Annotated in this window: 23 protein-coding genes and 1 pseudogene; 15 read left to right on the top strand and 9 right to left on the bottom strand. The window is 65.0% G+C overall.

What is annotated here, in order from left to right; translation table 11 throughout:
* The first annotated feature begins 15 nt into the window (after nucleotides 1–15).
* Nucleotides 16–2,307, top strand: a complete 2,292-nt coding sequence (locus tag DCN14_RS31845) for a TonB-dependent receptor (RefSeq protein ID WP_096508955.1) — start codon at nucleotides 16–18, stop codon at nucleotides 2,305–2,307.
* Here DCN14_RS31845 and DCN14_RS31840 read toward each other — a convergent pair.
* Nucleotides 2,292–3,299, bottom strand: a complete 1,008-nt coding sequence (locus DCN14_RS31840; RefSeq protein ID WP_096508951.1) for an alpha/beta fold hydrolase — start codon at nucleotides 3,297–3,299, stop codon at nucleotides 2,292–2,294. The two genes, DCN14_RS31845 and DCN14_RS31840, sit on opposite strands and share 16 nt — an antisense overlap.
* A 315-nt stretch (nucleotides 3,300–3,614) precedes the next feature.
* Between DCN14_RS31840 and DCN14_RS31835 the strand changes: the two genes are divergently transcribed.
* The 6 genes from DCN14_RS31835 (at nucleotide 3,615) to pqqE (ending at nucleotide 9,100) form a co-directional block, all read left to right on the top strand.
* Nucleotides 3,615–5,621: a sigma-54-dependent Fis family transcriptional regulator gene (locus DCN14_RS31835; RefSeq protein ID WP_115531479.1), complete on the top strand. Its 2,007-nt coding sequence runs from the start codon at nucleotides 3,615–3,617 to the stop codon at nucleotides 5,619–5,621.
* Between the two features lie 288 nt (nucleotides 5,622–5,909).
* Nucleotides 5,910–5,984, top strand: a complete 75-nt coding sequence (gene pqqA / locus DCN14_RS31830) for a pyrroloquinoline quinone precursor peptide PqqA (protein ID WP_006410019.1) — start codon at nucleotides 5,910–5,912, stop codon at nucleotides 5,982–5,984.
* Between the two features lie 64 nt (nucleotides 5,985–6,048).
* On the top strand, nucleotides 6,049–6,972 hold the full coding sequence (gene pqqB, locus DCN14_RS31825; protein ID WP_096508950.1) for a pyrroloquinoline quinone biosynthesis protein PqqB: 924 nt from the start codon (nucleotides 6,049–6,051) through the stop codon (nucleotides 6,970–6,972).
* A 4-nt stretch (nucleotides 6,973–6,976) separates the two neighbouring features.
* Nucleotides 6,977–7,696 (top strand): pyrroloquinoline-quinone synthase PqqC, encoded by a 720-nt coding sequence (gene pqqC / locus DCN14_RS31820; RefSeq protein ID WP_096508949.1) that lies wholly within the window; start codon nucleotides 6,977–6,979, stop codon nucleotides 7,694–7,696.
* Nucleotides 7,693–7,974, top strand: a complete 282-nt coding sequence (pqqD, locus tag DCN14_RS31815) for a pyrroloquinoline quinone biosynthesis peptide chaperone PqqD (protein ID WP_096508948.1) — start codon at nucleotides 7,693–7,695, stop codon at nucleotides 7,972–7,974. The genes pqqC and pqqD overlap by 4 nt, the downstream gene beginning before the upstream one ends.
* 1 nt (nucleotide 7,975) lies before the next feature.
* A complete protein-coding gene (gene pqqE / locus DCN14_RS31810) occupies nucleotides 7,976–9,100 on the top strand; it encodes a pyrroloquinoline quinone biosynthesis protein PqqE (RefSeq protein WP_096508947.1) in 1,125 nt (374 codons plus the stop codon).
* A gap of 142 nt (nucleotides 9,101–9,242) precedes the next feature.
* Here pqqE and DCN14_RS31805 read toward each other — a convergent pair whose 3' ends face one another.
* The 4 genes from DCN14_RS31805 to DCN14_RS31790 all read right to left on the bottom strand — a co-directional run bounded on the left by DCN14_RS31805 (nucleotide 9,243) and on the right by DCN14_RS31790 (nucleotide 14,796).
* The gene (locus tag DCN14_RS31805; protein ID WP_240327475.1) at nucleotides 9,243–11,678 is read right to left on the bottom strand and encodes an LPS-assembly protein LptD; all 2,436 of its coding nucleotides are present in this window, start codon (nucleotides 11,676–11,678) and stop codon (nucleotides 9,243–9,245) included.
* A complete protein-coding gene (gene bamA, locus DCN14_RS31800; protein ID WP_096508954.1) occupies nucleotides 11,662–13,998 on the bottom strand; it encodes an outer membrane protein assembly factor BamA in 2,337 nt (778 codons plus the stop codon). Before bamA ends, DCN14_RS31805 begins: the two co-directional genes overlap by 17 nt.
* An 11-nt stretch (nucleotides 13,999–14,009) precedes the next feature.
* Nucleotides 14,010–14,330: a hypothetical protein gene (locus DCN14_RS31795; RefSeq protein ID WP_096508945.1), complete on the bottom strand. Its 321-nt coding sequence runs from the start codon at nucleotides 14,328–14,330 to the stop codon at nucleotides 14,010–14,012.
* Nucleotides 14,331–14,469: 139 nt separating this feature from the next.
* Nucleotides 14,470–14,796, bottom strand: coding sequence for a hypothetical protein (locus DCN14_RS31790; RefSeq protein WP_096508944.1), 327 nt, complete (start codon nucleotides 14,794–14,796; stop codon nucleotides 14,470–14,472).
* Nucleotides 14,797–15,474: 678 nt separating this feature from the next.
* Between DCN14_RS31790 and DCN14_RS31785 the strand changes: the two genes are divergently transcribed.
* On the top strand, nucleotides 15,475–16,734 hold the full coding sequence (locus tag DCN14_RS31785; protein WP_096508943.1) for a hypothetical protein: 1,260 nt from the start codon (nucleotides 15,475–15,477) through the stop codon (nucleotides 16,732–16,734).
* 262 nt (nucleotides 16,735–16,996) lie between these two features.
* On the opposite strand, the gene DCN14_RS31780 is transcribed toward DCN14_RS31785, so the two are convergent.
* Nucleotides 16,997–17,929: an AraC family transcriptional regulator gene (locus DCN14_RS31780; protein WP_096508942.1), complete on the bottom strand. Its 933-nt coding sequence runs from the start codon at nucleotides 17,927–17,929 to the stop codon at nucleotides 16,997–16,999.
* A gap of 42 nt (nucleotides 17,930–17,971) precedes the next feature.
* Nucleotides 17,972–18,422 (bottom strand): annotated as a pseudogene (tnpA, locus tag DCN14_RS31775) (IS200/IS605 family transposase).
* A gap of 40 nt (nucleotides 18,423–18,462) precedes the next feature.
* Here tnpA and DCN14_RS31770 point away from each other — a divergent pair.
* Together DCN14_RS31770 and DCN14_RS31765 are read left to right on the top strand one after the other, a co-directional pair.
* Nucleotides 18,463–19,665, top strand: a complete 1,203-nt coding sequence (locus DCN14_RS31770) for an RNA-guided endonuclease TnpB family protein (protein WP_096509063.1) — start codon at nucleotides 18,463–18,465, stop codon at nucleotides 19,663–19,665.
* Nucleotides 19,666–19,790: 125 nt separating this feature from the next.
* A complete protein-coding gene (locus DCN14_RS31765; protein ID WP_096508939.1) occupies nucleotides 19,791–20,789 on the top strand; it encodes an SDR family NAD(P)-dependent oxidoreductase in 999 nt (332 codons plus the stop codon).
* A gap of 276 nt (nucleotides 20,790–21,065) precedes the next feature.
* Here DCN14_RS31765 and DCN14_RS31760 read toward each other — a convergent pair whose 3' ends face one another.
* Nucleotides 21,066–21,770, bottom strand: a complete 705-nt coding sequence (locus DCN14_RS31760; protein ID WP_096508924.1) for a hypothetical protein — start codon at nucleotides 21,768–21,770, stop codon at nucleotides 21,066–21,068.
* Between the two features lie 419 nt (nucleotides 21,771–22,189).
* Nucleotides 22,190–22,609 carry a helix-turn-helix domain-containing protein gene (locus tag DCN14_RS31755; RefSeq protein ID WP_096508925.1) on the bottom strand — a complete coding sequence of 140 codons (420 nt, stop codon included), beginning with the start codon at nucleotides 22,607–22,609 and terminating at the stop codon, nucleotides 22,190–22,192.
* 66 nt (nucleotides 22,610–22,675) lie between these two features.
* Between DCN14_RS31755 and DCN14_RS31750 the strand changes: the two genes are divergently transcribed.
* From DCN14_RS31750 to DCN14_RS31730, 5 genes are all read left to right on the top strand, one after another.
* Complete coding sequence (locus DCN14_RS31750) at nucleotides 22,676–23,761, top strand: NmrA family NAD(P)-binding protein (protein ID WP_240327473.1); 1,086 nt, start codon at nucleotides 22,676–22,678, stop codon at nucleotides 23,759–23,761.
* 78 nt (nucleotides 23,762–23,839) lie between these two features.
* Nucleotides 23,840–24,211, top strand: a complete 372-nt coding sequence (locus DCN14_RS31745; protein ID WP_096508927.1) for a DoxX family protein — start codon at nucleotides 23,840–23,842, stop codon at nucleotides 24,209–24,211.
* Nucleotides 24,212–24,772: 561 nt separating this feature from the next.
* Nucleotides 24,773–24,976 carry a cold-shock protein gene (locus tag DCN14_RS31740; RefSeq protein ID WP_096508928.1) on the top strand — a complete coding sequence of 68 codons (204 nt, stop codon included), beginning with the start codon at nucleotides 24,773–24,775 and terminating at the stop codon, nucleotides 24,974–24,976.
* A 274-nt stretch (nucleotides 24,977–25,250) separates the two neighbouring features.
* Entirely contained in the window at nucleotides 25,251–25,475 is a 225-nt protein-coding gene (locus DCN14_RS31735) for a hypothetical protein (protein WP_096508929.1), read from the top strand.
* Nucleotides 25,476–25,603: 128 nt separating this feature from the next.
* Nucleotides 25,604–25,960, top strand: a complete 357-nt coding sequence (locus DCN14_RS31730; protein ID WP_096508930.1) for a lysozyme inhibitor LprI family protein — start codon at nucleotides 25,604–25,606, stop codon at nucleotides 25,958–25,960.
* Nucleotides 25,961–26,059: the final 99 nt, after the last annotated feature.

The following is a 26,059-nucleotide window of genomic DNA, read 5'->3' as shown; positions in this document are numbered from 1 at the left end:
ACAGGAGACATGAAAATGAATGAAACCGATGCGGCGAAGCGCCGCTTCGTCGCCCGGCGCGCGGGCGTCACGCTGTGCTTCGGCGGCATGCTCGGCGGCTGGCTGACGCCCGCGTCGGCGCAGGTCGAGCCCGCGGCGAACGCCGACGCGACGACGCTCGCGCCGATCGTCGTCGTCGGCACGACGCCGCTGCTGGGTATCGGCACGCCGCTGTCGCGCGTGCCGGCCAACGTGCAGACGTTTCGCGGCAGCGACGTCGAACGCCAGCACGGCAGCGTATTGACCGACTTCTTCGAGAAGAACGTGTCGAGCGTCGCCATCAACGAAGCACAGGGCAATCCGTACCAGACCGACGTGAACTACCGTGGCTTCACGGCGTCGCCGGTGCTCGGCACGCCGCAGGGCCTGTCGGTATTCGTCGACGGCGTGCGTGTGAACGAGCCGTTCGGCGACGTCGTGAACTGGGATCTCATCCCGCAGGCGGCGATCGACACGATGCAGCTGATTCCCGGTTCGAACCCGACCTACGGGCTCAACACGCTCGGCGGCGCGCTGGCGATCACGACGAAGAACGGCAAGACGAGCCCGGGCGGCTCGGCGGAGGTGTCGGTCGGTTCGTGGGGACGCAAGATCGCGCAGATCGAGCAGGGCGGGCGCATCGGCAGCAACCTCGACTACTACGTGACCGGCAACGTCACGAACGACAACGGCTGGGCCGATCACAACGGCAGCCGCGTGCGGCAGGGCTTCGGCAAGCTGCGCTACACGGACGCCGATACGACGCTGTCGATCTCGGCCGGCGGCGCGGACAATTCGCTGCAGGGCACGCAGACGATTCCGCGCTCGTTTCTCGACAATCGCGCGCAGGCCTATACCTACCCCGACCTGAATCAGAACAGCGCCGCGTATGTGACGGTATCGGGCGACCACGCGTTCAACGACCATGTGCAGCTCAGCGGCAACCTCTACTACCGGCACTACCGCAACACCAACGTCAGCAGCAACGTGAACGACGATTTCGGCAGCGACGACGACGACAGCACCGTACAGGCCACCAACGACCGATCGGTGGTCGCGACCGACAGCTTCGGCGCGAACCTGCAACTGACCCTGCTCGGCAAGCTCGCCGGCATGGACAACCAGCTCGTGGTGGGCGCGTCGGCCGATCTCGCGAACTCGGATTTCCAGCAGTCGTCGCAGGATGCCGCGTTCACGGATACGCGCGCGACGATCGGCATCGGCGATTTCACGCAGACGACGCACGCGAAAACGCGCAACGGAAACTACGGCTTCTACTTCGACGACACGCTGGCGCTGACGCCGCAATGGTCGGTGACGCTGGCCGGGCGCTACAACTGGGCGCGCGCGGCCATCGAGGACGTGAGCGGCCTGCAATCGCAACTGACCGCACGCCATTCGTTCTCGCGATTCAATCCGGCCGTCGGGCTCACGTGGAATCCGGTGCCGGGGTTCACCGCCTATGCGACGTACAACGAAGGGATGCGCTCGCCGACCGCGATCGAACTCGCATGTGCCGACCCCGCCGCGCCGTGCTCGCTGCCGAACGACTTCCTCGCCGACCCGGCGCTGAAGCCCGTGATCGCGAAGACGTTCGAGCTGGGTGCGCGCGGCCGCGTGGGCCAGGCGACGACGTGGAGCGCGGCGGTGTACAGCACGACGCTCGACGACGACATCCAGTTCATCAGCAGCGACGGTGCCGCGAGCACGCTGGGCTATTTCCAGAACGTCGGCAAGACGCGCCGGCAAGGCTTCGAGCTCGCCGGACACACGCGGCTCGGACCGGTCGGGATCGGCATGAGCTACAGCTACGTCGACGCCAGCTACCGCTCGACGTGGACCGAAAACAGTGCGAGCAATTCGAGCGCCGATGCGCAAGGCAACATCACCGTTCATTCCGGCGACCGGATTCCCGGCATTCCGTCGAGCACCGTGAAGCTGCGGCTCGACTATGCGGCGACGCCGAAGTGGACCGTCGGCACCAACCTCACGTATCGCAGCGGCGTGTTCGCGCGCGGCGACGAGAACAACCAGGACGCGAACGGCAAGATCCCCGGCTATTTCCTGATCGATCTCGATACGACGTGGCAGGTTTCGAAGCACCTGCAACTGTTCGCGTCGGTCACCAATCTGCTCGACAAGCGGTACGCGAGCTTCGGGGTGCTCGGCCAGAACTTCTTCAACGGGCCGGGTCATTCGTTCGACGGACTCAACCCGGTCAACGAGCAGTTCGTCGGGCCGGGCGCGCCGCGCAGTGCGTGGATCGGTGCGCGCTATGCGTGGAATTGAGCGTGCAAGCCGGCGTGCGGCGGCATGTCCGCCGTGACGGCCAGCATCTCGCGCACGGCGCGAGCGACGCCCCGCGCCAGCGCGCCGTCGCTCGCGAGATGGCCGGCCGGCACGCGCTCGACGACGGCGGACGGCACGGCGCGCGCGAGACGCTCGACGTTCCCGACCGGGCACACGCGGTCGCGCATGCCGTGCACGGCATGCAACGGCACGCCGGCCTGTGCGGCCTGTCGCGCGAGCGCGAGCAGCCGCCGTTCGCCGAGCCAGCACGCGCGTTGCAGGTAGTGCGCCTGGATCCGGTATTTGTCGATCAGCCGGTCGACGGTCCGGTGCGTGGGGCGCGCACCGCGTGCCGGCCGCCCGGTCAGGATCGCGTCTTCGTACGCGTTCCATGCGAGCGCGATCGCGCGCTGCCGGGCCGGACCGGTGCCTGGTTGCAGATGCCGCGCGCAGCAGGCGATCAGCCGGTCGGCGCGCGTGGTGCCGGCGGCGGCCGTCAGGCGCAGCCATTCGCGCGGCGCCCGCGCGCGGGCGCCGACGAACAGCGCGCGCACTTCGCGCGACGACGTGAGGAACACGCCGCGCAGCACGACGCCGGTGACGCGCGACGGATGCTGTCCCGCATACGCGAGCGCGAGGGAAGCGCCCCACGATCCGCCGACCACGCCCCAGCGTTCGATGCCCAGTTGCGCGCGCAACGCATCGAGGTCGCCGATCAGCCGCATCGTGTCGTTGTGACGCAGGCCGCCGCGCGGCGTCGATGCGCCCGCGCCGCGCTGGTCGACCAGCACGACGCGCATCCGCGCGAGATCGAACAGGCGCAGCACCGCCGGACGGCAGCCGCTGCCGGGGCCGCCGTGCAGCACGACGACCGGCGCGCCGTGCGGGTTGCCGGCTTCGGTCCACGCGATGGCGTGCGCATCGCGGGACAGGCGGCGCGGCGGCCGGGCGCTGGAAACGGAAGCGGAGCGGGGTTCGGATGGTCGGGTCATGTCGGCCGGGCGTGAAGGGGAAACACGGAGGCCCGGCGTAAAGCTGCCGCGGCCGACTTGCATGAAGCGAGAATCGCGCCCGCGATGACGATAGGGATTCGTCCGGGTGGCGGCGTGCGGCCGTTCCGCGTTATCACGTCGGCCACGCACGGCGCGATCCGCAAGACGGCGGCCGTCTTGCATTTGCCTTTCAATTCCGGTCGGACGGTGCCGCGACGAAACGGATTCGCGCGCGGCTCGCATCGTGGCCCGATGTTTGCTTGTATCGACGGCAAAGAGTCCGGCAACTGACCGGAAGGATCCCCGGAGGAGACAATGCGCGATGACGTTCATCCGACGGCCAACGCACGGGCCACGCCTGCGCCCGGCTGGCCGGCGCCGACGATCCAGAAGTCACACGAGCGGTCCGAGACGTTCGGGCTGCAGGCATCGGCACGCCCCGACTACGACCTGCTGTCCGGCACCGCGCTCGCGCTCAAGCGCGAGCAGAGCCGCGTGCTGTGCGTGCATGCGATGCCCGTGATGGAGACGCTGCACGAGCAGATCGTCAATACGCAGAGCATGATCGTGCTCACCGATGCGGAAGGGCTGATCCTGCATTCGATCGGCGACGACGACTTCCTGCGGCGTGCGGAACGGGTCGCGCTGCGCCCGGGCGCGAACTGGGCGGAGAGCCGGCAAGGCACCAACGCGATCGGCACCGCGCTCGCGGAGCTGTGTCCGATGGTCGTGCACGGCGACCAGCACTTCCTGGCCGCGAATCATTTCCTGACCTGCTCGAGCGTGCCGATTCTCGATCCGTACGGCGACGCGATCGGCGTGCTCGACGTGACCGGCGACCATCGCAGCTATCACCAGCACACGATGGCGCTCGCGAAGATGTCGGTGCAGATGATCGAGAACCACCTGTTCACGACGACCTTCCAGGAGACGCTGCAGGTGTCGTTCCACGGTCGCCCCGAATTCCTCGGGACATTGATGGAGGGGATCGTCGCGTTCACCGCCGACGGCCGCTTCCTGTCGGCCAACCGCAGCGCGCAGTTCCAGCTCGGGATGCCGCTCGCCGCGCTGCGCGCGCATACCCTGGCGTCGCTGTTCGACGTGACGAGCGCGCAGCTGATCGACCGGATGCGCGGGAGCACCGAGCCGCACGTGGCGCTGAACCTCGGCAACGGGGCGGTGGTGTGCGCACGCGTCCAGTTCCGGCGCGCGCTGCGGGCCGAGGGCAGCCGCCCCGCGGACGTGCACGACGGCGCCGCGCCGGCCGTGCGGCCGCCCGCCGCGCAGAGTGCGGCATGCCTGTCGCGGCTCAGCTATCTCGACACCGGCGATCCGCAGGTGGCGGCCGTGATCACGAAGGTCCGCAAGGTGATCGGCAAGGACATCCCGGTGCTGATCACCGGCGAGACCGGGACCGGCAAGGAACTGCTCGCGCAGGCGATCCACAACGACTCGCCGCGCCGCGACGGGCCGTTCGTCGCCGTCAACTGCGCGTCGATTCCGGAGACGCTGATCGAGTCCGAGCTGTTCGGCTACGAGGAGGGCGCGTTTACCGGCGCCCGCCGCAAGGGCGCGACCGGCAAGCTGTTGCAGGCCAACGGCGGCACGCTGTTTCTCGACGAAATCGGCGACATGCCGTATCCGCTGCAGGTGCGGCTGCTGCGCGTGCTGCAGGAGCGCATCGTCAACCCGCTCGGCTCGACGAAGGCGATCGGCGTCGACATCGCGATCATCTGCGCGACGCACCGCGACCTGCGCGACATGATTGCGCAGAACCGCTTTCGCGAGGATCTGTACTACCGGCTCAACGGCCTCGTCGTGCGCCTGCCGCCGCTGCGCGACCGCACCGACCTCGCGGTGGTCGTGCAGAAGATGCTGCAACGGGAGACGCTGTCGGGGCCCGGGCGCCGGCCGTTGAGCGTCGCGCCCGACGTGATGGCGCTGTTCGAGCGCTGCGCGTGGCCGGGCAATTTCCGGCAGCTCGCGAACCTGCTGCGCACGGCGTCCGCGATGGTGGACGACGACTGCGAGATTCGCTGCGAGCATTTGCCGGACGATTTCTTCGACGACGTGCGGCGCGGCGGCGAGCCGGCGGCCCAGGGCGGCTGCGTGTCGACGCTCGGCGCGGACGCGCCCGCGTTCGCGGCGGCGACCGGCGACGCGCGACTGCAGGACGTGGCCGCGTCGGCGATCGCGGCCGCGCTCGCGCGCCATGGCGGCAACGTCTCGGCCGCCGCACGCGCGCTCGGCGTGTCGCGCAACACGATCTACCGCAAGATGCCGGCGGTCGAGCCGGATTCGCTGCAGCCGGACGAACCGTGACGGCCGCGACTGTCACACGGGTGTGTCAGGTTGCAACACAGAGTGTTCAAGGATTCAACACCTGTCACGCCCGTTACGCCCGTCTGTAACCGTCGCCCGACGGTTTCTGAAATGTTTTGGTCGGGAATTTGTAAGATTTCCCGCGTCATGGCGATGCGGCGGCCATCGCACGCCTTCGCACGTGCCGGAACGCCGCCAACCCCGCCCCGGCACGCTCCTTGCTGAATGGGTATCGGCCGCTCGATCGATGCGGTTTTTCGACTGACTCACTCAACAAGGAGACACATCATGCAGTGGACTACCCCCGCGTACACCGACCTGCGCTTCGGCTTCGAAATCACGATGTACATCGCCAACCGCTGATCGACCCGCGCAGCGCCGCCCGCATCGACGGACACGATGCGGGCGGCATCGGGAGCATACGCAGATGAAGATCAAGATACTCGGCTCGGGCGCCGGCGGCGGGTTGCCGCAATGGAACTGCAACTGCGGCAACTGCCGCCGCGCACGGGCCGGCCACGACGGCATCGTGCCGCGCACGCAATCGTCGATCGCGGTCAGCGGCGACGGCGTCGGCTGGGTGCTGGTGAATGCATCGCCGGACATCCTCGCGCAGGTGCGCGCCGACCCCGATCTGCAGCCGGCCCGCGCGATTCGCGACAGCGCGATCGCGGCCGTCGTGCTGTGCGACGCGCAGATCGATCACGTGACGGGCTTGCTGATGCTGCGCGAGCGCACGTCGGCGCTGCCGCTCTACGCGAGCGCGCCGGTGCTCGACGACCTGTCGACGGGGCTGCCGCTCGTGCCGTTGCTCGGCCACTACTGCGGGGTGGACGTCCACACGATCGTGCCTGGCGAACCTTTCTCAATTGCGGGCGCCGACGGCATCCGTTTCACCGCCGTGCCGGTCGACAGCAAGCCGCCGCCTTATTCGCCGCGTCGTGCGGCGAGCGTGCCCGGCGACAACATCGCGTTGCTGATCGAGGACACGACGAGCGGCCGGCAGGCGTTCTACGCGCCCGGGCTCGCCGATATGGACGACGGCGTGCGTGCCGCGATGCGCGACGCCGATCTCGTGCTGGTCGACGGCACGTTCTGGACCGGCACCGAGATGATCGACCTCGGCCTGTCGTCGAAGCACGCGGCCGACATGGGGCATCTCGCGCAATGCGGCGACGCGGCGCGGCCCGGGATGATCGAGCGGCTTCGGCTGTTGCCGGCCGGCACGCGCAAGGTCCTGACGCATATCAACAACACCAATCCGATTCTCGACCCCGGTTCCGCGCAAAGTGCACAGTTGCGCGAGCAGGGTATCGAAGTCGCCCACGACGGCATGCAATTCGAGGTTTGACCACATGAACGCACCGATTTCCTCCGCCGCGTTGCACGCGACGCCCTGGAGTGCGCAGGAGTTCGAGGCGCAGCTGCGCGCGCTCGAAGCGCGCTATCACATTCATCATCCGTTCAACCGGCGCCTGAATGCCGGCGCGTGCTCGCCGGCGCAGATCCGCGGCTGGGTCGCGAACCGCTTCTACTACCAGGTCAGCATTCCGCTGAAGGACGCGGCGATCCTGTCCAATTGCCCGGACCGCGACACGCGCCGGCTGTGGGTCGAGCGCATTCTCGACCACGACGGCCATGGCGACCAGGCCGGCGGGATCGAGGCGTGGGCGCGGCTCGGCGAGGCGGTCGGCATCGATCGCGCCGAACTGTGGTCGCTCGCGCACGTGCTGCCCGGCGTGCGGTTCGCCGTCGACGCGTACGTCAATTTCGCGCGGCGCGCGCCGTGGCAGGAAGCCGTGTGCTCGTCGCTGACCGAGATGTTCGCGCCGCAGATTCATCTCGACCGGCTCGCGGGCTGGCCGTCCCACTATCCGTGGATCGAAGCGGACGGGCTGCAGTATTTCCGCAGCCGCGTGCCGCTCGCGCAGCGCGACGTCGAGCACGGGCTGGCGGTGACGTTGAGCCATTTCACGACACCGGACGCGCAACGGCGCGCGCTCGACATCCTGTCGTTCAAGCTGGATGTGCTGTGGTCGATTCTCGATGCGATTGAAAAGGCGTATCCCGTATGAACTCCAACGACGCCGTCAGCGGCGTGCCGCTGCGCCCCTCGCTGAGGGGCATGTACCGCCTGCAATGGGAGTCCGCGCAGGATGCGTACGTCCTCCTGTATCCGGAAGGCATGGTCAAGCTCAACCCGAGCGCGGGCGAGATCCTCGCGCGATGCGACGGCACGCGCGAGCTCGACGACATCATCGACGAGCTCGAGCGGCTGTTCAGCACGTCCGACCTCGCGTCGGACGTCTATCGCTTCCTCGATCATGCGCGGCTGCGCGGCTGGCTCGACTGACATGCAGACGACATCCGATCCGAACCAGCCGTCCGCGCCGCTGTGGCTGCTCGCGGAGCTCACGTACCGCTGTCCGCTGCACTGCGCGTTCTGCTACAACCCGGTCGATTTCGCGACGCACGGCGCCGAGCTCGATACCGACGCGTGGCGCACGGTGATCAGCGACGCGCGCGCGCTCGGCGCCGCGCAGATCGGTTTTTCCGGCGGCGAGCCGTTGCAGCGCGACGACCTCGAAGTGCTGGTCCAGCACGCGCGGTCGCTGGGTTTCTATACCAACCTGATCACGTCGGGCATCGGCCTGAACGTCGAGCGCATCGACCGGCTCAGGACGGCCGGACTCGACCATATCCAGTTGTCGCTGCAGGATTCGACGCGCGAGCTGAACGATTTCCTGACGAGCACGCGCACGTTCGAGCTCAAGCGCGGCGTCGCGCGGCTGATCAAGTCGCATGGCTACCCGATGGTGCTGAACTGCGTGCTGCATCGCTACAACCTGCCGCACGTCGGCCAGATCATCGAGATGGCGCTCGACCTCGGCGCGGATTTTCTCGAGCTCGCCAATACGCAGTACTACGGATGGGCGATGCTCAACCGCGACCAGTTGATGCCGACCATCGAGCAACTTCGCGAAGCCGAAGAAACGGTCAACCGCTACCGCAAACTCGTCGGCGAGCGCTGCAAGATCCTGTTCGTCGTGCCCGACTATTTCGAGCAGCGTCCGAAGGCGTGCATGAACGGCTGGGGCTCGGTCTTTCTCGGCGTCGCGCCGGACGGCACCGCGCTGCCGTGCCACGCCGCGCGCGCGCTGCCCGGTCTCTCGTTGCCGAACGTGCGCGACCGGTCGTTGAAGGAGATCTGGTACGAGAGCGATGCGTTCAACGCGTTTCGCGGCGACGCATGGATGCGCGAACCGTGTCGCACGTGCGACGAGCGGCATGCGGATCACGGCGGGTGCCGGTGCCAGGCATACATGCTGGCGGGCGACCCGGCGGAGGCCGACCCCGTGTGCGCGAAGTCCGCGCATCACGGTCGCGTCGAACAGGCGGTGCAATTCGCGCGACGGGCGGGGCGGCAGGACGAGCATCCGCTGGTTTTTCGGAGTGTCGCCAATTCGATGATGCGCTGAGAATCGCGGATTCCGGCGCGCGGCGCGTCATTTTCATGCCGCGTTCTCCGGCAACGCGACGAATGCCGCTTCGACGATCTGCCTGTGCGCCTGCGTGACGCGTCGATGCGGGACGCGCAGCAGCATCGTCGCCGAGTCGCGCTTACGGATAGTCGGTGAACCGCGATGTCGGCGCCGGCAGCGTCGGTGTCGCATAGCCGGGCACGTTCGCGCGGAATTGCTGCAGCAGTCCGTTGTCGATGCGGCTCAGCCCGTCGAGCTGCAACTGCACCAGCACACGCGTACCGGTGGTCGGCTGCGTCGTCCCGTTGTAGTTGGTGTATTTCTGCAGCGCGACGCTGACGGCCCAGCAGTCGGCCGCATACTGAAACCCGAGCAGCCCGCCGACGAGCCGGTGCGCGGCCAGATCGTAGTCGACCGACCCGACGCCCGACAACGCATGCGTCAGCGGCCATTGCGCGGACAGCAGCACCTGGTTTTCGGGCTCGTCGTCGAGCGTCGCGTTCGCGCGTGCATACAGGTAGGCGAGATTGATCACCTTGCCGTTGGCCGGCTTCCAGTCGACACCGGCCGTCGCCTGCGTGAGTTCGTTGCTCGACTGGTTGTATTCGACCGCCTGCTGCAGCTCGAGGGTGGGGCCGAGATGGAGCGCGGCGCCCGCGACCACGTCGGACGGGCCGACGCTCGGCGGCGTGTCGTCCGGCATCGTGACCTGCGACGCGCGGAAGTAGTATTCCTGCGCGAGGACGAAACGCGCGAGCTCGGTGCCGCTGCCCGCGTCGATGAAGCGCGTGGTGACGCCGGCCGTCAGCCGGTTCATGTCGCTCACGCGATCGCCGCCGACGAAGCGGTTGCTGGTGAAGATCTCCGCGAGGCCGAAGTCGATCGGCGCGGTGTCGAACGCGGGCGCGAACGTCTGGTTGCGGTACGGCGTATCGACGTAGTACAGCCGCGGTTCGAGCGTCTGGATCATGTCGATGCCGAACAGCCGGACCGCGCGCTCGAACGTGGCGCCCATGTCGAGGCTCGCGGTCGGCACGTCGACCGTGAAATTCTTCGGTTGCCCGGCGGGTGCGTCGCTGCCGATCGACGTCAGGTCGTACGACGCCGCGTGCCACTGCAGCATCGGCGTGACGTACCAGCCGGGCGCGACGATCGGGTAGGCCACGTGCGCATCGAACGTCATCCGGTTGCCTTCGGTCGAATCGGCGGTCGGGATCGTGAAGCGCGTGGCGTTCGCATCGACGCCGAAATCGAATCCGCCGACGTTGTAGCGCGTGTATTTCGCGTCGAGTTCCGGTGCGCGGTTGTACGGCGGCGCGGTCGTGAACGACTGCCAGTTCTGCACGCGCGCGAGCACCGACCACGGGCCGTGGTTCCACGTGACGCCCGCTTCCTGCTGGAACAGCGTCTGCGAGCCGACCACCAGCGAATTCGCGCTCGAGAAGTCCGACGGCACCGACGCGTCGGACACGCGGTTGTAGTTCGCATACGCGGCGAAGCCGTTGCCGAGGTTCTCGCGATGCTGGAACGCGATCGAATACCGGTTGGTGTGCGTCGTCGCATCGTCCGGCAGCACGCTGGCGGAGAACGAGCCGGAATAGGTCGGGCTCAGATAGCGGAAGTCGGTCGTCAGCATCGCGCCGCGCTTGGTCATCAGCCGCGGCGTGACCGTCAGGTCGTAGTTCGGCGCGAGATTGAAGTAGACCGGCACGGCGATGTCGTAGCCGCTCGTCGAGCTGACCGCGAACGTGGGCGGCAGGATCCCGGTGTGCCGCTCGCCGTTCAGCGGAAACGACATCCACGGCGACGCGAACAGCGGCAGGCCGGCGAACACCAGCACGCCGTCGTGCGCGACGCCTTCGCCGGCATCGTTGTCGAGATCGAGTCGCGATGCATGCAGATACCACGCGGGCGAGGCCGTGCAGTGGCAGGTCGTATACGTGCCGTCGTAGACCACTTCGCGCGCGTCGTCGACCAGGTCGATGCGCGAACCCGAGCCCGTGCCGCCGGCGAGGTTGAAGCGGTAGTGCGGCGACGTCATCGTGCCTTCGACGCTGTCGATCCGCAGATGCGCGTCGGGGCCGGAGAAGGCGTTGCCGTCGTGCACGATCAGCACGTGGCCGTACGCGTCGGCGGTGTCGGTATCCTCGTCGTAGTGGATCGCATCGGCTTTCACGACCGACGGGCCGCGGCGCAGCTCGGCGTTGCCGTGCAGCGACAAGTCCTCGTCGACGGTGCCGGCGGCCGTCGCGCCGATGCCGAACGTCGTCGCGGCCTGCCCGGGCGCGAGCGGATGCTCGACGAGCTGCGACGCGATGCGCAGGCCCCACGCATCGCCGATCCGGTAAGGATCGGCGGCCGCGTTCAGCAATTGCGCATCGGCGTTGCGCGGCGCGCCGAGCGCGACCGACAGCGCGACGTCGACGAGCACGGCGACCGCCCACGCGCGCAACCGTGCAACGCCTGGTATCGCGATGCCGTCGACCGCGGCAGCCGGGCGCGCGTGCGCGCGCCGTGACGTCACCCCGCGCGCGGTGTCGAGCGGGCCGGCAGGGGAATCAGAACGACGTGCCAATCTGGAACTGGAACTTCTGGTATTGATCGCCGGCGTGGCGCACGATCGGCAGCGCATAGTCGATCTTCAGTGGGCCGATCGGCGAGATCCATTCGAGCCCGAGGCCATAGCTGTAGCGCAGGCCGTTCGCGCCGACGCTGTTGCCTTCGGTGCCCCACACGTTGCCGCCGTCGACGAACGTGAACACGCGCAGCGTGCGGTCGTAGCCGGTGCCGGGCAGCGGGACGGTCATCTCGACGTTGCCGACCACCATCTTCGAGCCGCCGATCGGGTCGCCTGTCGTCGCGTCGCGCGGGCCGAGCGAGCTCGGCGCGTAGCCGCGCACCGAGCCGATGCCGCCCGCGAAGTCGTTCTTGAAGATCGGGTACGGCTGGCCGCCGAGACCGTTGCCGTAGCCGGCCTGGAAGTTCATGCCGAGCACGAGGCCGCGCATGAACGAGTGGTAGTACTGCGCCTGCACGTCGGTCTTGTAATACGACACGGTGCCGATCGGCGTGCCGTATTCCGCATTCGCCTGCATGTAGTAGCCGCGCGACGGAATCAGCGCGCTGTCGCGCATGTCGCGCGACCAGCCGATCGTGAACGGCGCGACATTCGACACGCGGCCGAACGTGTTCACGTAGTCGAGGTAGCTCCGCGGCGTCGTCGAATCGACGTCGAGGCGATCCTGTTCGAGCCCCAGCCCGAAATACACCATGTCGCTTTCGGAGAACGGGATGCCGAACTTCGTGTCCACGCCGTACGACACGATCCGGAAGCTGGTGTCGTTCGTGCTCGAGTAGTAGAGCGGCTGCGTCGTTCGGTAGTACACGTCGGTGATGCGCTTGACGCCGTCGATCGTGAAGTACGGATCCGTTTGCGACACGCTCAGCGTGCGCATCGTCGTGGCCGTGTTCGCGTTGACGGCGATCGACTGGCCGCTGCCGAACACGTTGTCCTGCGACACGCCGGCCGAGATGATCGGGCCTTCGCCGGAACCGTAGCCGACGCCGAGCGAGATCGTGCCGGTCGGTTTCTCGGTGACTTTCACGTCCACGTCGACCTGATCCTGGGTGCCTTCGACCGGCACGGTCGTCACGTCGACGTCGGTGAAATAACCAAGGCGGTTGATGCGATCCTTCGACAGCTTGAGCCGCGACGAGTCGAACCACGCGTCCTCCATCTGCCGCATTTCGCGGCGGATCACCTCGTCGCGTGTGCGCGTGTTGCCGGAGAGGGTGATATGCCGCACGTACACGCGGCGGCCCGGCGTGACCTGCAGCGTCAGGTCGACCGTGTGATGCTTCGCGTCGATCCGCGGGACGGCGTTGACGGTCGCGAACGCGTAGCCGTATTCGCCGAGCTTGTCGATCAGCGCCTGCGTCGTGTCCTTGAGTTTCGCCGCGGAAAACCGCTCGCCGGCGTGGATCGCGACGATGCGGGTCAGTTCGGCGTCGCGCCCGAGCAGGTCGCCGGCGAGCCGGACGCCCGAGATCGTGTACGGCGCGCCCTCGTGCAGCACGATCGTCAGATCCATGTCCTTGCGGTCCGGCGACAGCGCCACCTGGGTCGAATCGATGTTGAATTCCAGATAGCCGCGATCGAGGTAGTACGCGCGCACGGCATCGAGATCGGTCGCGAGCTTGTCCTTCGAATACAGGTCGTCCTTCGTGTACCACGAGAACCAGTTCGGCGTGGAAAGCTGCATCTCGTCGCGCAGCGTGCTGTCGCTGAACACGTGGTTGCCGATGAAGGCGACTTGCCGGATCTTCGCGCTCGGCCCTTCGATGACGGAGAACAATAGCCCGACGCGGTTGCGGTCGATCGGGCTCACGGTGGTCGTCACTTCGGCCGCGTAATAGCCGCGCGTCAGGTACTGGCGCTTCAATTCCTGTTCGGCCTTGCTGACGAGCGACGGATCGTAGGCACGCCCGGACACCAGGCCGACCGACTTCATCGCCTTCTCGATCGCGTCCTTGTCGAACGCGTGCAGGCCCGAGAAATCGATCGTGCCGATCACCGAACGCTCGGCGACGTTGACGATCACGACGTCGCCTTCGGTGCCGATCCGCACGTCGTTGAAGAACCCGGTCGCATAGAGCGCGCGGATCGCGGCGGATGCCTTGTCGTCGGTGAAGGTGTCGCCGATCCTGAACGGCAGATACGAGAACACCGTGCCCGGCTCGATGCGCGTCAGGCCTTCCACGCGGATGTCGCGGATCGCGAAACCGGTCGATGCCGGCGCGCCGGACGTCGCTTGCGCGGCCGGCGCCGGCTGCGCGTGAACGGGGAGTGCGACCGGCGTGAGCCAGCAGAGCCGGGCAAGCCAGCGGAACGTCATCGAACGCGTCTTCACTGCGGGCGGGCCCCGTCGTCGTATTGCGCATGGCGTATGCGCAGTCGCGACACCGTGTCGACATGCGATTCGGCGAGCAGGCGCACCGTCGCGTACGCGTTGCCGCAGGCTGCGTTCAGCGGCAGCCCCGCTGCATAACGGCCGGCCAGCCGGCAGCGGAATATCGGGTTCGCGTCGAACGCATGCATGCCGGCAGGCTCGGCTTCGGCTTGCCGCGTCTCGACCGGCAGCAGGCGCCATGCGCATGCGCCGAGATCCGACGGAGCATAGGCAGCCGTGCGCCGGGCGAGCGTGATGGTCGGGGAAGGGATTCGCATGATGGGCGTGTCCTGGAAGAAAGAAGCGGAAGGCCGCGATCCGGCGAGGCATCGCGGGAGTCGTCAATATGATTCGCATGACGAAATAAATGGCTTGCCGATGATCGTCGTCATGATGACGATCAATGCCGTCAGCGCATCAGTTGAGCATCGCGTGATTCATGGGCGCGCTCGCTTCCGGCTCGCAAGCGAGCGCTTCGACGAGGTTCATCAGATTGCAGGACGGCAGCGCGAACGCGATCCAGCCCATCCCGATGTGGCGCATCGACAGCACCGCGCCGTTGTAGTCGGCAAGCCGGTCCACGCGCCAGCACGGGTCGACCTGCAACGGATAGTGTCCATCCGGCGGCTCGGGCGGATGCGTCGGCTGCATCGCGGCGCGTGCGGCTGCGAGCTGCATGATCAGCTCGTCGATATCGCGAACGCCAAGCGCGCACGTATGGCCGTCGATCGTGAACCTGATCACTGGAACTCCGGATTCGCTGGAGACTTCCATCTGCATCGTGTAATCCATGATCGGGCCTTTCACTTTCGCTTTCACTATCGGGGAACTGCCGCGTCCGGCGGGGCCGGGGTGCGCGGTGACGAAAGAATAGGTCACACAATCGTCAAATAAATTTCAGGATTGTTTCGTCATATTCAGCGCAAGCGCGTCGCTCGCGTTGTAAGCGGAATGAACGGGATCACGCGCAAGAGTAGGCGCTCATTATTGAGAGACTTGGCGACCGTGACAGCGGGTGATGTGCTCGATCGGTAATCGATTCCGCTTCGTCGTGCGAAAGGTACCTTTGTTTGCGGGTTTTTCGTGTCGAAAAGCGGTGTTGGGTCAGTCGAGTTAACGAAATATTTCGAACCGTTGCATTGAAATATGCGGCGCGAGCGGTATCGAGGCGACGGGGTATCACCAGCAGACGGCGCTCCGTCGGCAATATGGTTGCATTCACAACCAATATGGGAGGCGGAAGAAAAACGTAAGTTTCTCCGCGTCGGCGGCCAGGCCCGAACCGAAGCAGCGAGTGTTCCGTCCGCGTTGGCGTCGACGGTAAATCCCGGTAATGAAACCCGTAACGCGGGTAAACGCAGCGGCACCTACACTGGATCGACGTGATGGAAACCCCCACGCAACGATCCGACGACGGTATTCATGAACTCGACGCAAGCGGTGTTTCTGCATTCCGGATATGGTGCGACCGATGGCTGGATGTGGTCGTGCCTGCGCGATCTCGACGGCGTGATCGCCTACGACGAGCCGCTGCGCGCGATGGTCGCGTCGGTCGACTACGAGCAATACGCGAGCACCGGATCGGACGGCGCGGCGGCGGCGATGCGGGCCTCCGGCGCAAGACCGACCGTGAGCGTGTCCGATTCGCTGAGGCGCGATGCGCTCGGCATGTCGCGGATCGAAACGGCCTTTTCGGCCAACCAGTTCGAAGAGGCGACGCCCGAATACGCGAGCGACATCGAATATTTTCTACGTACGCTGATGTCGCAGGCGTTCGAGCGGGATTGCATTCCCGTGTTCCGCTTCGGCGAATCGCCCGGCCGTCTGGCGTGGATGCGCCGCACCTTCCCCGATGTGCTGCACATCGTCGTCGCGCGCAATCCGCTTGCGCAATGGCAGTCGTATTGCGACCGGCTCGTCGCCCACCACGACGCGCACTGGATCGCGCTGCCGTTTCTTGCGCTCGCGTGCAGCCGCAACGTGCCGGCGGTCGAGCGCGTGATCGTCGGGCTGCGCATCGAGCTGCCGGAGGATATTCCGGGCATCGGCGATCGCATGGCCGATCGCTGTGTCGAATTCTTCAAGGCGCATGCGGGCTACGTCGGCCCGGCCGCCGCGTATCGCGCCTTCCTCGGTTACTGGCTGCTCGCGATGCGACATGCGCCGACCCATGCGGACGCCGTGTTCGATTGCGATCTGGCGGCGCGCTCGCACGCGTATCTGGGGGCCGCGGAGGCGTGGATCGCGAACCTGACCGGATTGACGCCGCCGATGCGTGCCGCGCACCGCAACCACGCGGTGCGCGGCCGGACGCTATCGTTCGCGGATAACGAGGACGCACACCTCGCCGCGATGGAAGTCGGCAACGCGCTCGTGCGCGACGGCAGCGCGCCGGTCGAGGCGCTCGCGCTGTGGGCGAGCAAGCTGGCCGATGCGACGTTGAGCGCGCGCGCCGATGCGGATGCCACTGCCGCTTATGCGCAAATGTGCGTGGACCAGGCGATCCGCATCGTCGATCTCGCGGCGGCGGGCAGCTTCGGGTGCGATACCGCGCTCGCGAGCGAACTGGCGATGATGAGGGCGGCGCTCGGCGGGTTCGCCGAGCAGGGCGCCGGCCGACGGGCGGGGCCGTGGTCGCGTTTGACGCGTACCGCGAGGAATTTTCTCGCGGCTCGGCGGTAGGCGGGTGGGGCGGTCGAGGCCGGCGTGCAGGTGACATCGCCGGGGCTGATGCGTCATTGGCGTGACGTATGCCGGGGTGTCGCAAGTGTGCGTGCACATTTGATCGGGAAAAGTGGCCTTGGCAGCGCTGGGTTCTCCGGCGGCTCGAACATGCCGGAGCGAAGCGATCGGTTGGCTGATTGCCGGCGGGGACGGCGGTGGCCGGCCAACAAGCGCCGTTCGCCATGATCGCTGTCGGGACGTTCAAACGGCCGGTTCCGCATCAAGATCCGACGCCCGTACGCCGATAGTCTCTCGGCGCCACGCCCGACACGCGCTTAAACGCGCTGCTGAACGCGCTTTCCGACGCATATCCGAACCTGGCTGCAAGGACGGCGATCGGCGTTGCCTCCTGAATCAGTGCGTGCCTTGCCATACGCATGCGCCAGTGTGTCAGCCACGTAAGCGGTGCCATGCCCGCGAGCGACTTGAAACGGGTGGCAAACGCCGTGCGCGACATCGCCGCCGCCGCTGCAAGCTCGTCGAGCCGCCAGGCCTTGGCCGGATCGCCGTGCATCAGCCGCAACGCGGGGCCAAGCCGCGGGTCGCCGATGGCACGCAACCATCCGCTGGGGATGTCCGCTCCTGTGTCGAGTTGGACGCGTAGCATCTCGACAAACATCAACTGCACGAGGTATGCCGAGGCCAGACTGGCTCCGGGCCTCTCAGTCTCGAATTCCTTCACCAGCCGTGCGAGCAACCACTGGAGAACACCCGCCTGTTCACAGTCTGCGCGGATATGAATGAGCGGTGGCAGAACGTCGGTGAGCAGCGCATCGTTGGATGGAGCGAGTTTCACGTGGCCGCCGATCTGCGTGCAGCCGCAGCCGTCGCCGATCTGCACTGTCCGCCTCTCGCTGCCGGAAAACAGGCTCGTCGTCTCGACAGGTTCGGCGTCCCGGTCGCTTGCGAGGATGAATGAGCGTTCGCCATTCAATAAAAACACATCGCCTTCGCCGACATCGACCGGCTCAGTCCGGGGCCCGAAGCTAAGCCAGCAACGGCCCTTCACCAGCGCAAAGAACTTGATCTTGTTCGGTTGCGGAAAGCGGATCGCCCACGTGCCGCCAGCGGAGAAGCCGCCCGCCACAACCGGTTGCGCGTCAAGCAGCCGGAGAATGTCTGATAGGGGATCGCCTTCGATTTCTGAACTCATGCGACAGTATTCCGTATTTTTGATCTGAAGGCGCGTCAAACCTCATTCTTCAGGACGAGGAAGGATAGCGCGGACGCCGTAGGCGTCCTTTGCGGCTGCTAATGCGGTTTTTTGCTGTTCGATGTATTGGCGGACGATTTCGATAGGCGCTCCGCCACAATTTCCCGCAAAGCAAGACGGAGACCACAGCGCCCCGCCCCACGACTTTTTCCGAATGCGGGCGCATTCTGCCGGTTCATGCGACTTGAGACGCCGTTGAAGCTGTTCACCAGCGACGGCACGGAATCCTTGGGCGGGTAGTGCACCAGCAGGTGTACATGGCCGTCCGCACCGTCGAACTTCACCCGTTCGGATTCGAAGTCCAGACAGACACTGGCGAAGATGCTGCGCATGTCGTTCAGCATCTCCGTGGTAAGCACATTGCGCCGGTGCTTGTGGTCAGGAAGACCACATGCACACGGATCAGAAAGACGCAATGGCGACCACGTCGAATGGCTTGACTCTCGCTTGTGGGCCACGCATACAATGGCCCGATGCAACGACTCCAGGCTTTCAAGTTCGAACTGACGCCTAATGGCGAGCAGCAGCGCAAGATGCGCCGCTTCGCTGGGGCATGCCGGTTCGTTTTCAACAAGGCGCTGGCGTTGCAGAAGGAGAACCACGAGGCGGGCGGCAAGTTCATCGGGTATGTGGCAATGGCAAAGCACTTGACGGCGTGGCGCAACGGCACGGAAACGCCCTGGCTCAAAGATGCTCCGGTGCATCCGCTCCAACACGCACTCAAGGATCTGGAGCGAGCGTACAAGAACTTCTTCGCCAAGCGTGCGGCGTTCCCGTGCTTCAAGAAGAAGGGGCACAGCGACAGCTTTCGCTATCCGGACTCGAAGCAGATCAAGCTCGATCAGGTCAACAACCGCGTCTTTCTGCCCAAGCTCGGCTGGCTTCGTTATCGCAACAGCCGGGATGTGTTGGGCGAAGTGCGTAATGCCACCGTGTCGCGAAACGCGGGCAAATGGTTCGTGTCGATCCAGACCGGGCGTGAAGTCGCGCAGCCGGTGCCGCAGGCCACCAGTGCGATCGGCATCGACCTGGGCATTGCACGGTTTGCCACCCTGAGCGACGGCAGCTTTCTCGCGCCGCTCAACAGCTTCAAGCGGCATGAGGCCAGGCTGCGTTGTGCGCAGCGGGCGATGAGCCGAAAGGTCAAGTTCAGCAACAACTGGAAGAAGGCAAAGGCGCGCATCCAGCGAATCCATGCCGGCATCGGCAATGCCCGCCGTGACTACCTGCACAAAGCCACGACCACGATCAGCCAAAACCACGCGATGGTGTGCATCGAGGACTTGCAGGTACGAAACATGTCGAAGACGGTGGCTGGCAGCCCCGATGCGCCGGGCAAAAACGTTCGGGCCAAGTCCGGCCTGAACAAAGCCATCCTCGATCAGGGCTGGTTCGAATTTCGTCGTCAGCTGGACTACAAGCTGGCGTGGAACGGCGGCTGGCTCATTGCCGTGCCGCCGGCGAATACGAGTCGCACGTGCCCGGTCTGCGAATACGCGAGCGCGGAAAACCGGCAGACGCAGGCCGCATTCCGCTGCGTCGCGTGCGGTCATGAGGAGCATGCCGATGTGGTCGGTGCGATCAACATACTGGCGCGGGGACACCGCGTTGCAGCCTGTGGAGAGCCGGTGCAGTCAGGCCGCTCCGTGAAGCAGGAACCCGCCGAGGTGCTCTGAGATAAGCATCATCGTCTCAGACGCGGCAGGAATCCGCCGCCTTCAGGCGGCGGAGGATGTCAATATTCATCGTACCGGAAGTTGTTCTCATACTGTATCCAACGTTGCTTACTCGAGAGGACGCCATGCTGACGCCACAAAAACCGATCGGTTCGAATTTCGGAGCCGCCACCACTGCTGACGAGGTAATCGCCAATATTGACCTTGCCGGCAAGGTCGCAATCGTAACTGGCGGCTACTCGGGCCTGGGGCGCGAGACCGCGCGCGTTCTGCGTCGTGCCGGCGCCCGTGTGATCGTTCCCGCGCGGGACGTGACGCGCGCTAACGCGGCGCTGGCGGGCATCGATGTGGAAGTCGCCCCGATGAACCTGCTCGACCCGTCCTCGATCGATGCCTTCGCGGCGTCGTTTCTCGAATCGACGCGCGCGCTGCACATACTGGTCGACAGCGCCGCCATCATGGCCGTGCCGGAATTGACGCGGGACGCGCGCGGATACGAGTCCCAGTTTGCAACGAACCACCTCGGCCACTTTCAACTTGCGCTGCGGCTCTTGCCCGCGCTGCGCCGTGCGAACGGCGCACGCGTCGTCTCGGTTTCGTCGCTCGGTCATCGTTATTCGCCAGTGTTTCTCGACGACCCACATTACGATCAGCGCCCGTACGACCCGTGGACAGGATATGGACAGTCGAAAACGGCCAACATCCTTTTTGCTGTCGCGCTCGACGAACGCGAGAAGCGCCACGGCATCCGCGCGTTTTCACTACATCCGGGTGCCATCGTCGATACGGGCCTTGGGAAATACGTTCCGCGCGAGCAGTTGGTCGCTGCAGGCGTTCTCGATGGACAAGGCAAGCCGATACTTGATCCGGCGCGGCAGCTCAAGACTGTGGAGCAAGGCGCGGCCACGCAGGTCTGGTGCGCGACGAATCCGCAGCTCAACGGCAGGGGCGGCGTGTACTGTGAAAACGTCGACGTGGCACCATTGATGGTCACCCAGCCCACAATAACCGGCATGTCTGATGCCATGCGGCTCACCGGCGTAGCACCCTACGCGGTCGATCGCGTGAATGCCGAAGGGCTATGGCAGCTCAGCGAGAAGCTGCTCGGCATCCGGGCGGCATGACGTCATCGGGTTACCTCGCCGTTGGACGGCTGTCGCTTGCGCTGAAGGTCGGGAATCTGTTGCGTACCTGAAGCGCCAGCCTGCCGGTAGCGATCATTTCGCTGAACTTTGAGAGATGGTCCGGTACTTTGCGCCGGGGCGCTGCCGCGTCATCCGTTCGATTGCACAGGCTGAAATCGTCGACGTTGGCCCGACGGCGCTCGCTGCTTGCGTCTATCGTGCCGAACAGAAGTCTGTCCAGCGTGCCACGGCAACGCCAAGGCGTGACCCGAACAATCAGTCAACCCGGTACCAGCGACCGGATTCCGGGCACACAGCGGCTGGCGCGCCGTTCGACCAGACTTGCTCCTCATCCGGGTGCAGCGAGGTCGAAGGGGCGATGTCGAAGACTACCTCAAGTGCTTGCCCAACATGAGCGTCTTCGATGGGAAGTTCCCAAGTCAGGAATATCTGGATGCAATCCTGGTCCGGCGCGAAGTCGGCCGCATTAAAGCCGCTGCTGCGGCGCTGAATGACGCCGTGAGGCTGGCCGGTATCGAATATCACAGCTGTCCCCCGGGTCAGGGGAATGCGATGGCCCGTAGAGGGAAAATGCAAGTCCAGCCCCCGGTCCTCGCTCAGGAAGAGATTGCAGAAGGCCGCACCGCCATATTGCGCACCGTCATGGTGGTACTTCGCGCCACGACAGGCCATGAGGGCTACGTCACTGGAGGCGAGCACGGTGGGCAGTCCGAGGGCGCACGTCCAGTCGGACATTGCCTGCACGCAGCGCTTATAGTCCGGCCAGCGCGCTTGCGTTCGCGCCAAAGGCATTGCCTCGACGTCCCCGGGTTCCAGGACGAGCCGCGACGATGTTTCTCTTTCCCAGTCTGCAAGCACGCGTGCGGAGGGAACGGGCACGTCGACCGTGCCTGATAGCACGATGTTACTTACGCGTCGACTGCGGATGGCGTCGCCGCTCCAGAAATAGGAAGTCAGCATGTTTCGAATTCGACGCTGTCGAAGGGGGTATTCGGGCGATTGTAATGACTCAGCCTGATTACGTCGGCGAAAATCGGTCACCATAGAACCTTCGTCGAGCGCTGGTCATGAACGGTTGGGCGCCCGCACATCCGTCGACAACGGACATGACCCGGCCGACGTGACGCCGATAGCGCGTCGGCAGCCGGGATTCCGGTCGCGGAACAATTCAACAGTTCCGAATGCGGCCTGGCTTACGGCCTCCCAAGCCGGCCAACAGCACATTCACATTTCACGGCGATCTTTTTTGATGGGTAAGTTGCGCCTCCTTCCGCGGAGGCGACGAGCACGTCACGCGTGATACGTCCTTCCCTCTGCAAAGCAGGACATCAACCGGCCGCCTCGGGTTTTCGCCACAGTCCTCGTATTGGGCCGAGCATCTAGCGCGGGACATCGCCGGATACGCCGTCAAAGCGGAGGCGCGCGGCATGGATGTCGGGGTAACGACGATCGGCCCAATCGATGAGGGCCGCCATCGGCTCCAGCAGGGATTGGCCAAGCGGGGCCAGACGATATTCGACGCTTGGCGGGTTGGTGGGGAAAACATGGCGGGTGATGAGCCCGTCGCGCTCCAGATGGCGGAGTGTCTGGGTAAGCATGCGCTTGGAAATGTCCGGGATGGCTCGATGAAGTTCGCTGAAGCGCTGCGATCGCGTCGCGAGCTCCATGATCATGAGCGTGCTCCATTTGTCGCCGATTCGGTCGAGCACGTCGCGAACGGCGCAGTGTGCGGGTTGGGCGTCGCCCAATTGACGTTGATATCGGCTGAATCTCTCGATCGCATTCTGGACGGTACTCATTCGGGTTCCCTTTAACTCACCTGGTGACAAAAGACTGCCTCCTTCCGAAGTGAGGCGCGGGTCTCTATGATAGACCTGCCCTCAAACGAAGACCACTTCTCAAGGAGTACTGATGTCAAACCCGGTTCCCGCCGGCCTGCTGCAGCAGGCTCCGGCGGACATCCGGGCTGGCGCGTGGAGGCGTCGCAGGAGGAAGCCGAGGAGTCCAACATCACCGCATCTGGCCGCAGCCGCAGAAATGCCGGCGTTTATGGGCGACACTCATTTCAGGAGAAACACATGTTTTTGGTAATGGGAATTACGGGACGCGTAGGCGGCGCAACGGCTCAACATCTGTTGGCGCAAGCGAAGAAGGTACGGGCGCTGGTCCGCGATCGCGAGAAGGCGGCGAATTGGGCGGATCAAGGTGTGGAACTGGTCGACGGCGACTGGAATGATGTGGCCGCCGTAGAGAGGGCGCTCGAAGGGGTCGAAGGTGCATTTGTCATGCTGCCGGCTGTCTGGGCGCCCTCGCCTGATTTCAGGGAGGCAAAGCGCGTGATCGCGAACTATGTCGAGGCGCTGAAGAGGGTAGCGCCTCCGCGGGTGGTTGTGCTGTCGTCGATGGGCGTGAACAGAAACAGCGGGCTGGGAATGATCACGGCCCTGTCGCTTCTGGAGCAAGGACTGCGCGACCTGACGCTGCCAATTGCCTATGTGCGCGCCGGCGGTTTTTTTGAAAACTTCCTTTACGGCTTGCATGTCGGCCAGGGCGGCACGCTACCCGTCTACTACAACCCGACGAGTCGGAGATCAACCATGGTCGCGACCGACGATATCGGCGCTGAGGTGGCGATGCGGCTGACCGGGCCGGCGTGGTCCGGGCATCGCGTCGTCGAGCTTGGCTCGATGATCAGCGCGGATGAAGTCGCCGCCCAGTTGGGCGAAGTCTTGCAGCGCGACGTCAAGGCCCTTGCCATCCCCCGAGCCGGATGGCCGGCAGCGTTCGAACAGATCGGCATCCCGAAGGGCCACACCGGACCGGCCGAAGCAATGTTCGATGCCGTCAACGCGGGCTGGATGGATCTCGGCGTAGCGGGTACGGAGCAGGTCGCGGGCACGACGTCGCCTCGCGATGTCTTTGCCGCGGCCTACAAGGCCATTACGGCGTGAACAGCGGGGATCGGTCGGCTGGCCGGCAAGGCGGCCACGCGGTCCTCGGCAGCGCCCTCATCAGAGAAGGTAGAACGCATGTCCAAGATTGCCTGGCGTCAGGTATTACCGTTGGTTCTTGCTGCTTTTTTCGTCGTGGGATCGCTCAGCAACATCGTCGCCCCGCGATCCATCTTTGAGGAGTACCTGAAGTGGGGATATCCGCATTGGTTCCATTTCGTGACAGGCTCACTGGAACTGATGACCGCCGCTCTGCTGGTGCGAGCGCGGACGCGGCTGTGGGGCGCGGCGATCGGATGCACCGTGATGGTGGCTGCGCTGGCGACCGTCACAGTCCACGGCGAATACGGACATGCGGTGGCGCCGCTTGTCGTGGCGACACTGTCGATTGTTGTCGGCTGGATTGCTTGGCGCAAGCGGCTCGCTGCCGGTTCTTTGGCTCGGGCCTGAACCTTACGCGCCCTCATGGGCTAGAACGCATGCTGGAAGCGCCATGACCAACCAGTTATCGATTTCAAATCCCGGTTGGAACAAGGTCGACTGATTGACTCGAGCTTGGCGGTTGGCGGGTCAACGGGCGTCCGCAGCACTTTGGAAGCGGTCATCGAGGTCTTGTGTTCGCGACTGGCCGTTCAGAGTCGGTAGCGGCCACTAATTCCGGCCGCTGTCTGCCGCGCGCCGCCATGCGGCAAACGGGGTTGAAATCGTAGAAAATTTAGCTTCCCTAACGTCCGGCGTATCAGGCCGACGCGACGGCACGGCAACGCCCCGCGCAGCGACCCGGGGGCCACATCGCGTCGCCTTCAAACCGGACTGCCTGGCGACACAGTTACAAGATAACCATTGACTCCGCCGTTTCCGGCAGTTAGTGTATGCGCCGAAGTCCAAGAAGTCCGATTGCTGTTCATCAATGTCTCGCTCCCCCAGCGGTATTCGTTGTCCTCTCCCTCCTTGACGCTTCAAGCGCTCTTCAACAGAGCAAATCTTCATATTTTTTCTCAAGGATTCTTCATGGATACCGGTATCGTCAAGTGGTTCAACGACAGCAAAGGCTTTGGCTTCATCACTCCGGACAACGGCGGTGACGATCTTTTCGCGCATTTCTCCGAAATCCGGACGGAAGGCTTCAAGACGCTCGCTGAAAACCAGAAAGTGAGCTTCGAAACGAAGCAAGGCCCGAAGGGTCTGCAAGCGGCCAACATCCAGCCGCTGTAAGTTTGAAGGGCCCGGCTTTCCGCGACGGACGCCGGGTCGCAGCGACACCCTCACGGAGCGTTGTCTCCTAAAGTTGGCGCGATCATTGCTGGCTGCATCGGTTGATTCAGCAGCCTGCCACGCGCCACATGCCTCGTTGCACTTCACTCTCCCCCTCCGGCAGCAACGCCTTTTTCGCGCGCTTCGACTGCTTTAGATTCAGCTCGCAATGGCTTTGAATCGGTGCATATTTCGCACGGCACGCGCGCGCCTGAACATCATTATTAAAATTAAAATGCAGAACAAACGAATTCAACAGTACAACGGCTATGCCGTCCAACCCTCGGCGCATCGTTTGCCCGACGGGTGTTTTTCATCCAACCTGCTGCTCGAACGCAGCGGCAGCTCGTGCGCCGAAGGCCGCTACCAGTTCTATTCGCTCGATTACTTCCCGAGTGAAAAACAGGCGCTGCAGCACTCGGCCCGCTGGGCACGCAACTGGATCGACACGCGCGGTTAACGGCAACGTCTCGGGTCGGCAGCAACGGCGAACCCTGATCGCACACGGGTACTTGCTACCTCATGACCCGGCTCCTTTACCATGGAGCCTTCCAGAATCATGCAGACCATCGGTCTGCTGAAGAGGCCATGAAAAAGACGATCAGCCTTGCATTGCTGCTGCTGCCCCTGAGCGCGCTGGCCGACCCATGCGTCGGCAACGGAAACGTCTATGACGATTTGTCATGTGTCGACCGTTCTCTGGCCGAATCGAAGCAGCAGCTCAACGCGATCTATCGAAAAATATACGCGTCCACGCAATACAAGGACGCGTTCGAGCAATCGCAGAAGGCGTGGCTCACCTACCGTGACAAGCAGTGCGATGGCTACATCGCAGCCGAGGCGTCGCAAGCTCAAGGCGAGGGCCCGGGCTTGATCACGAGAGACTGTCTTCTCACGATCACCCGGCAGCGGGTCGACTATTTGAAGACGCTGCTCGCGAAGTAACGGGGCACGGGCACGAACCGCATGCGTGTCCGTCATGACATGGCCCGGGCCACGCGTCACCCGGCGCGTTTTCCCGATGCAGCTTCGGCTGCGCCACAT

The sequence above is a fragment of the Burkholderia sp. IDO3 genome, from assembly GCF_003366075.1.
Lineage (GTDB): Bacteria > Pseudomonadota > Gammaproteobacteria > Burkholderiales > Burkholderiaceae > Burkholderia > Burkholderia anthina.
Note: the sequence above shows the minus strand (reverse complement) of the source record. Positions and strands in the feature narration are given on the sequence as shown.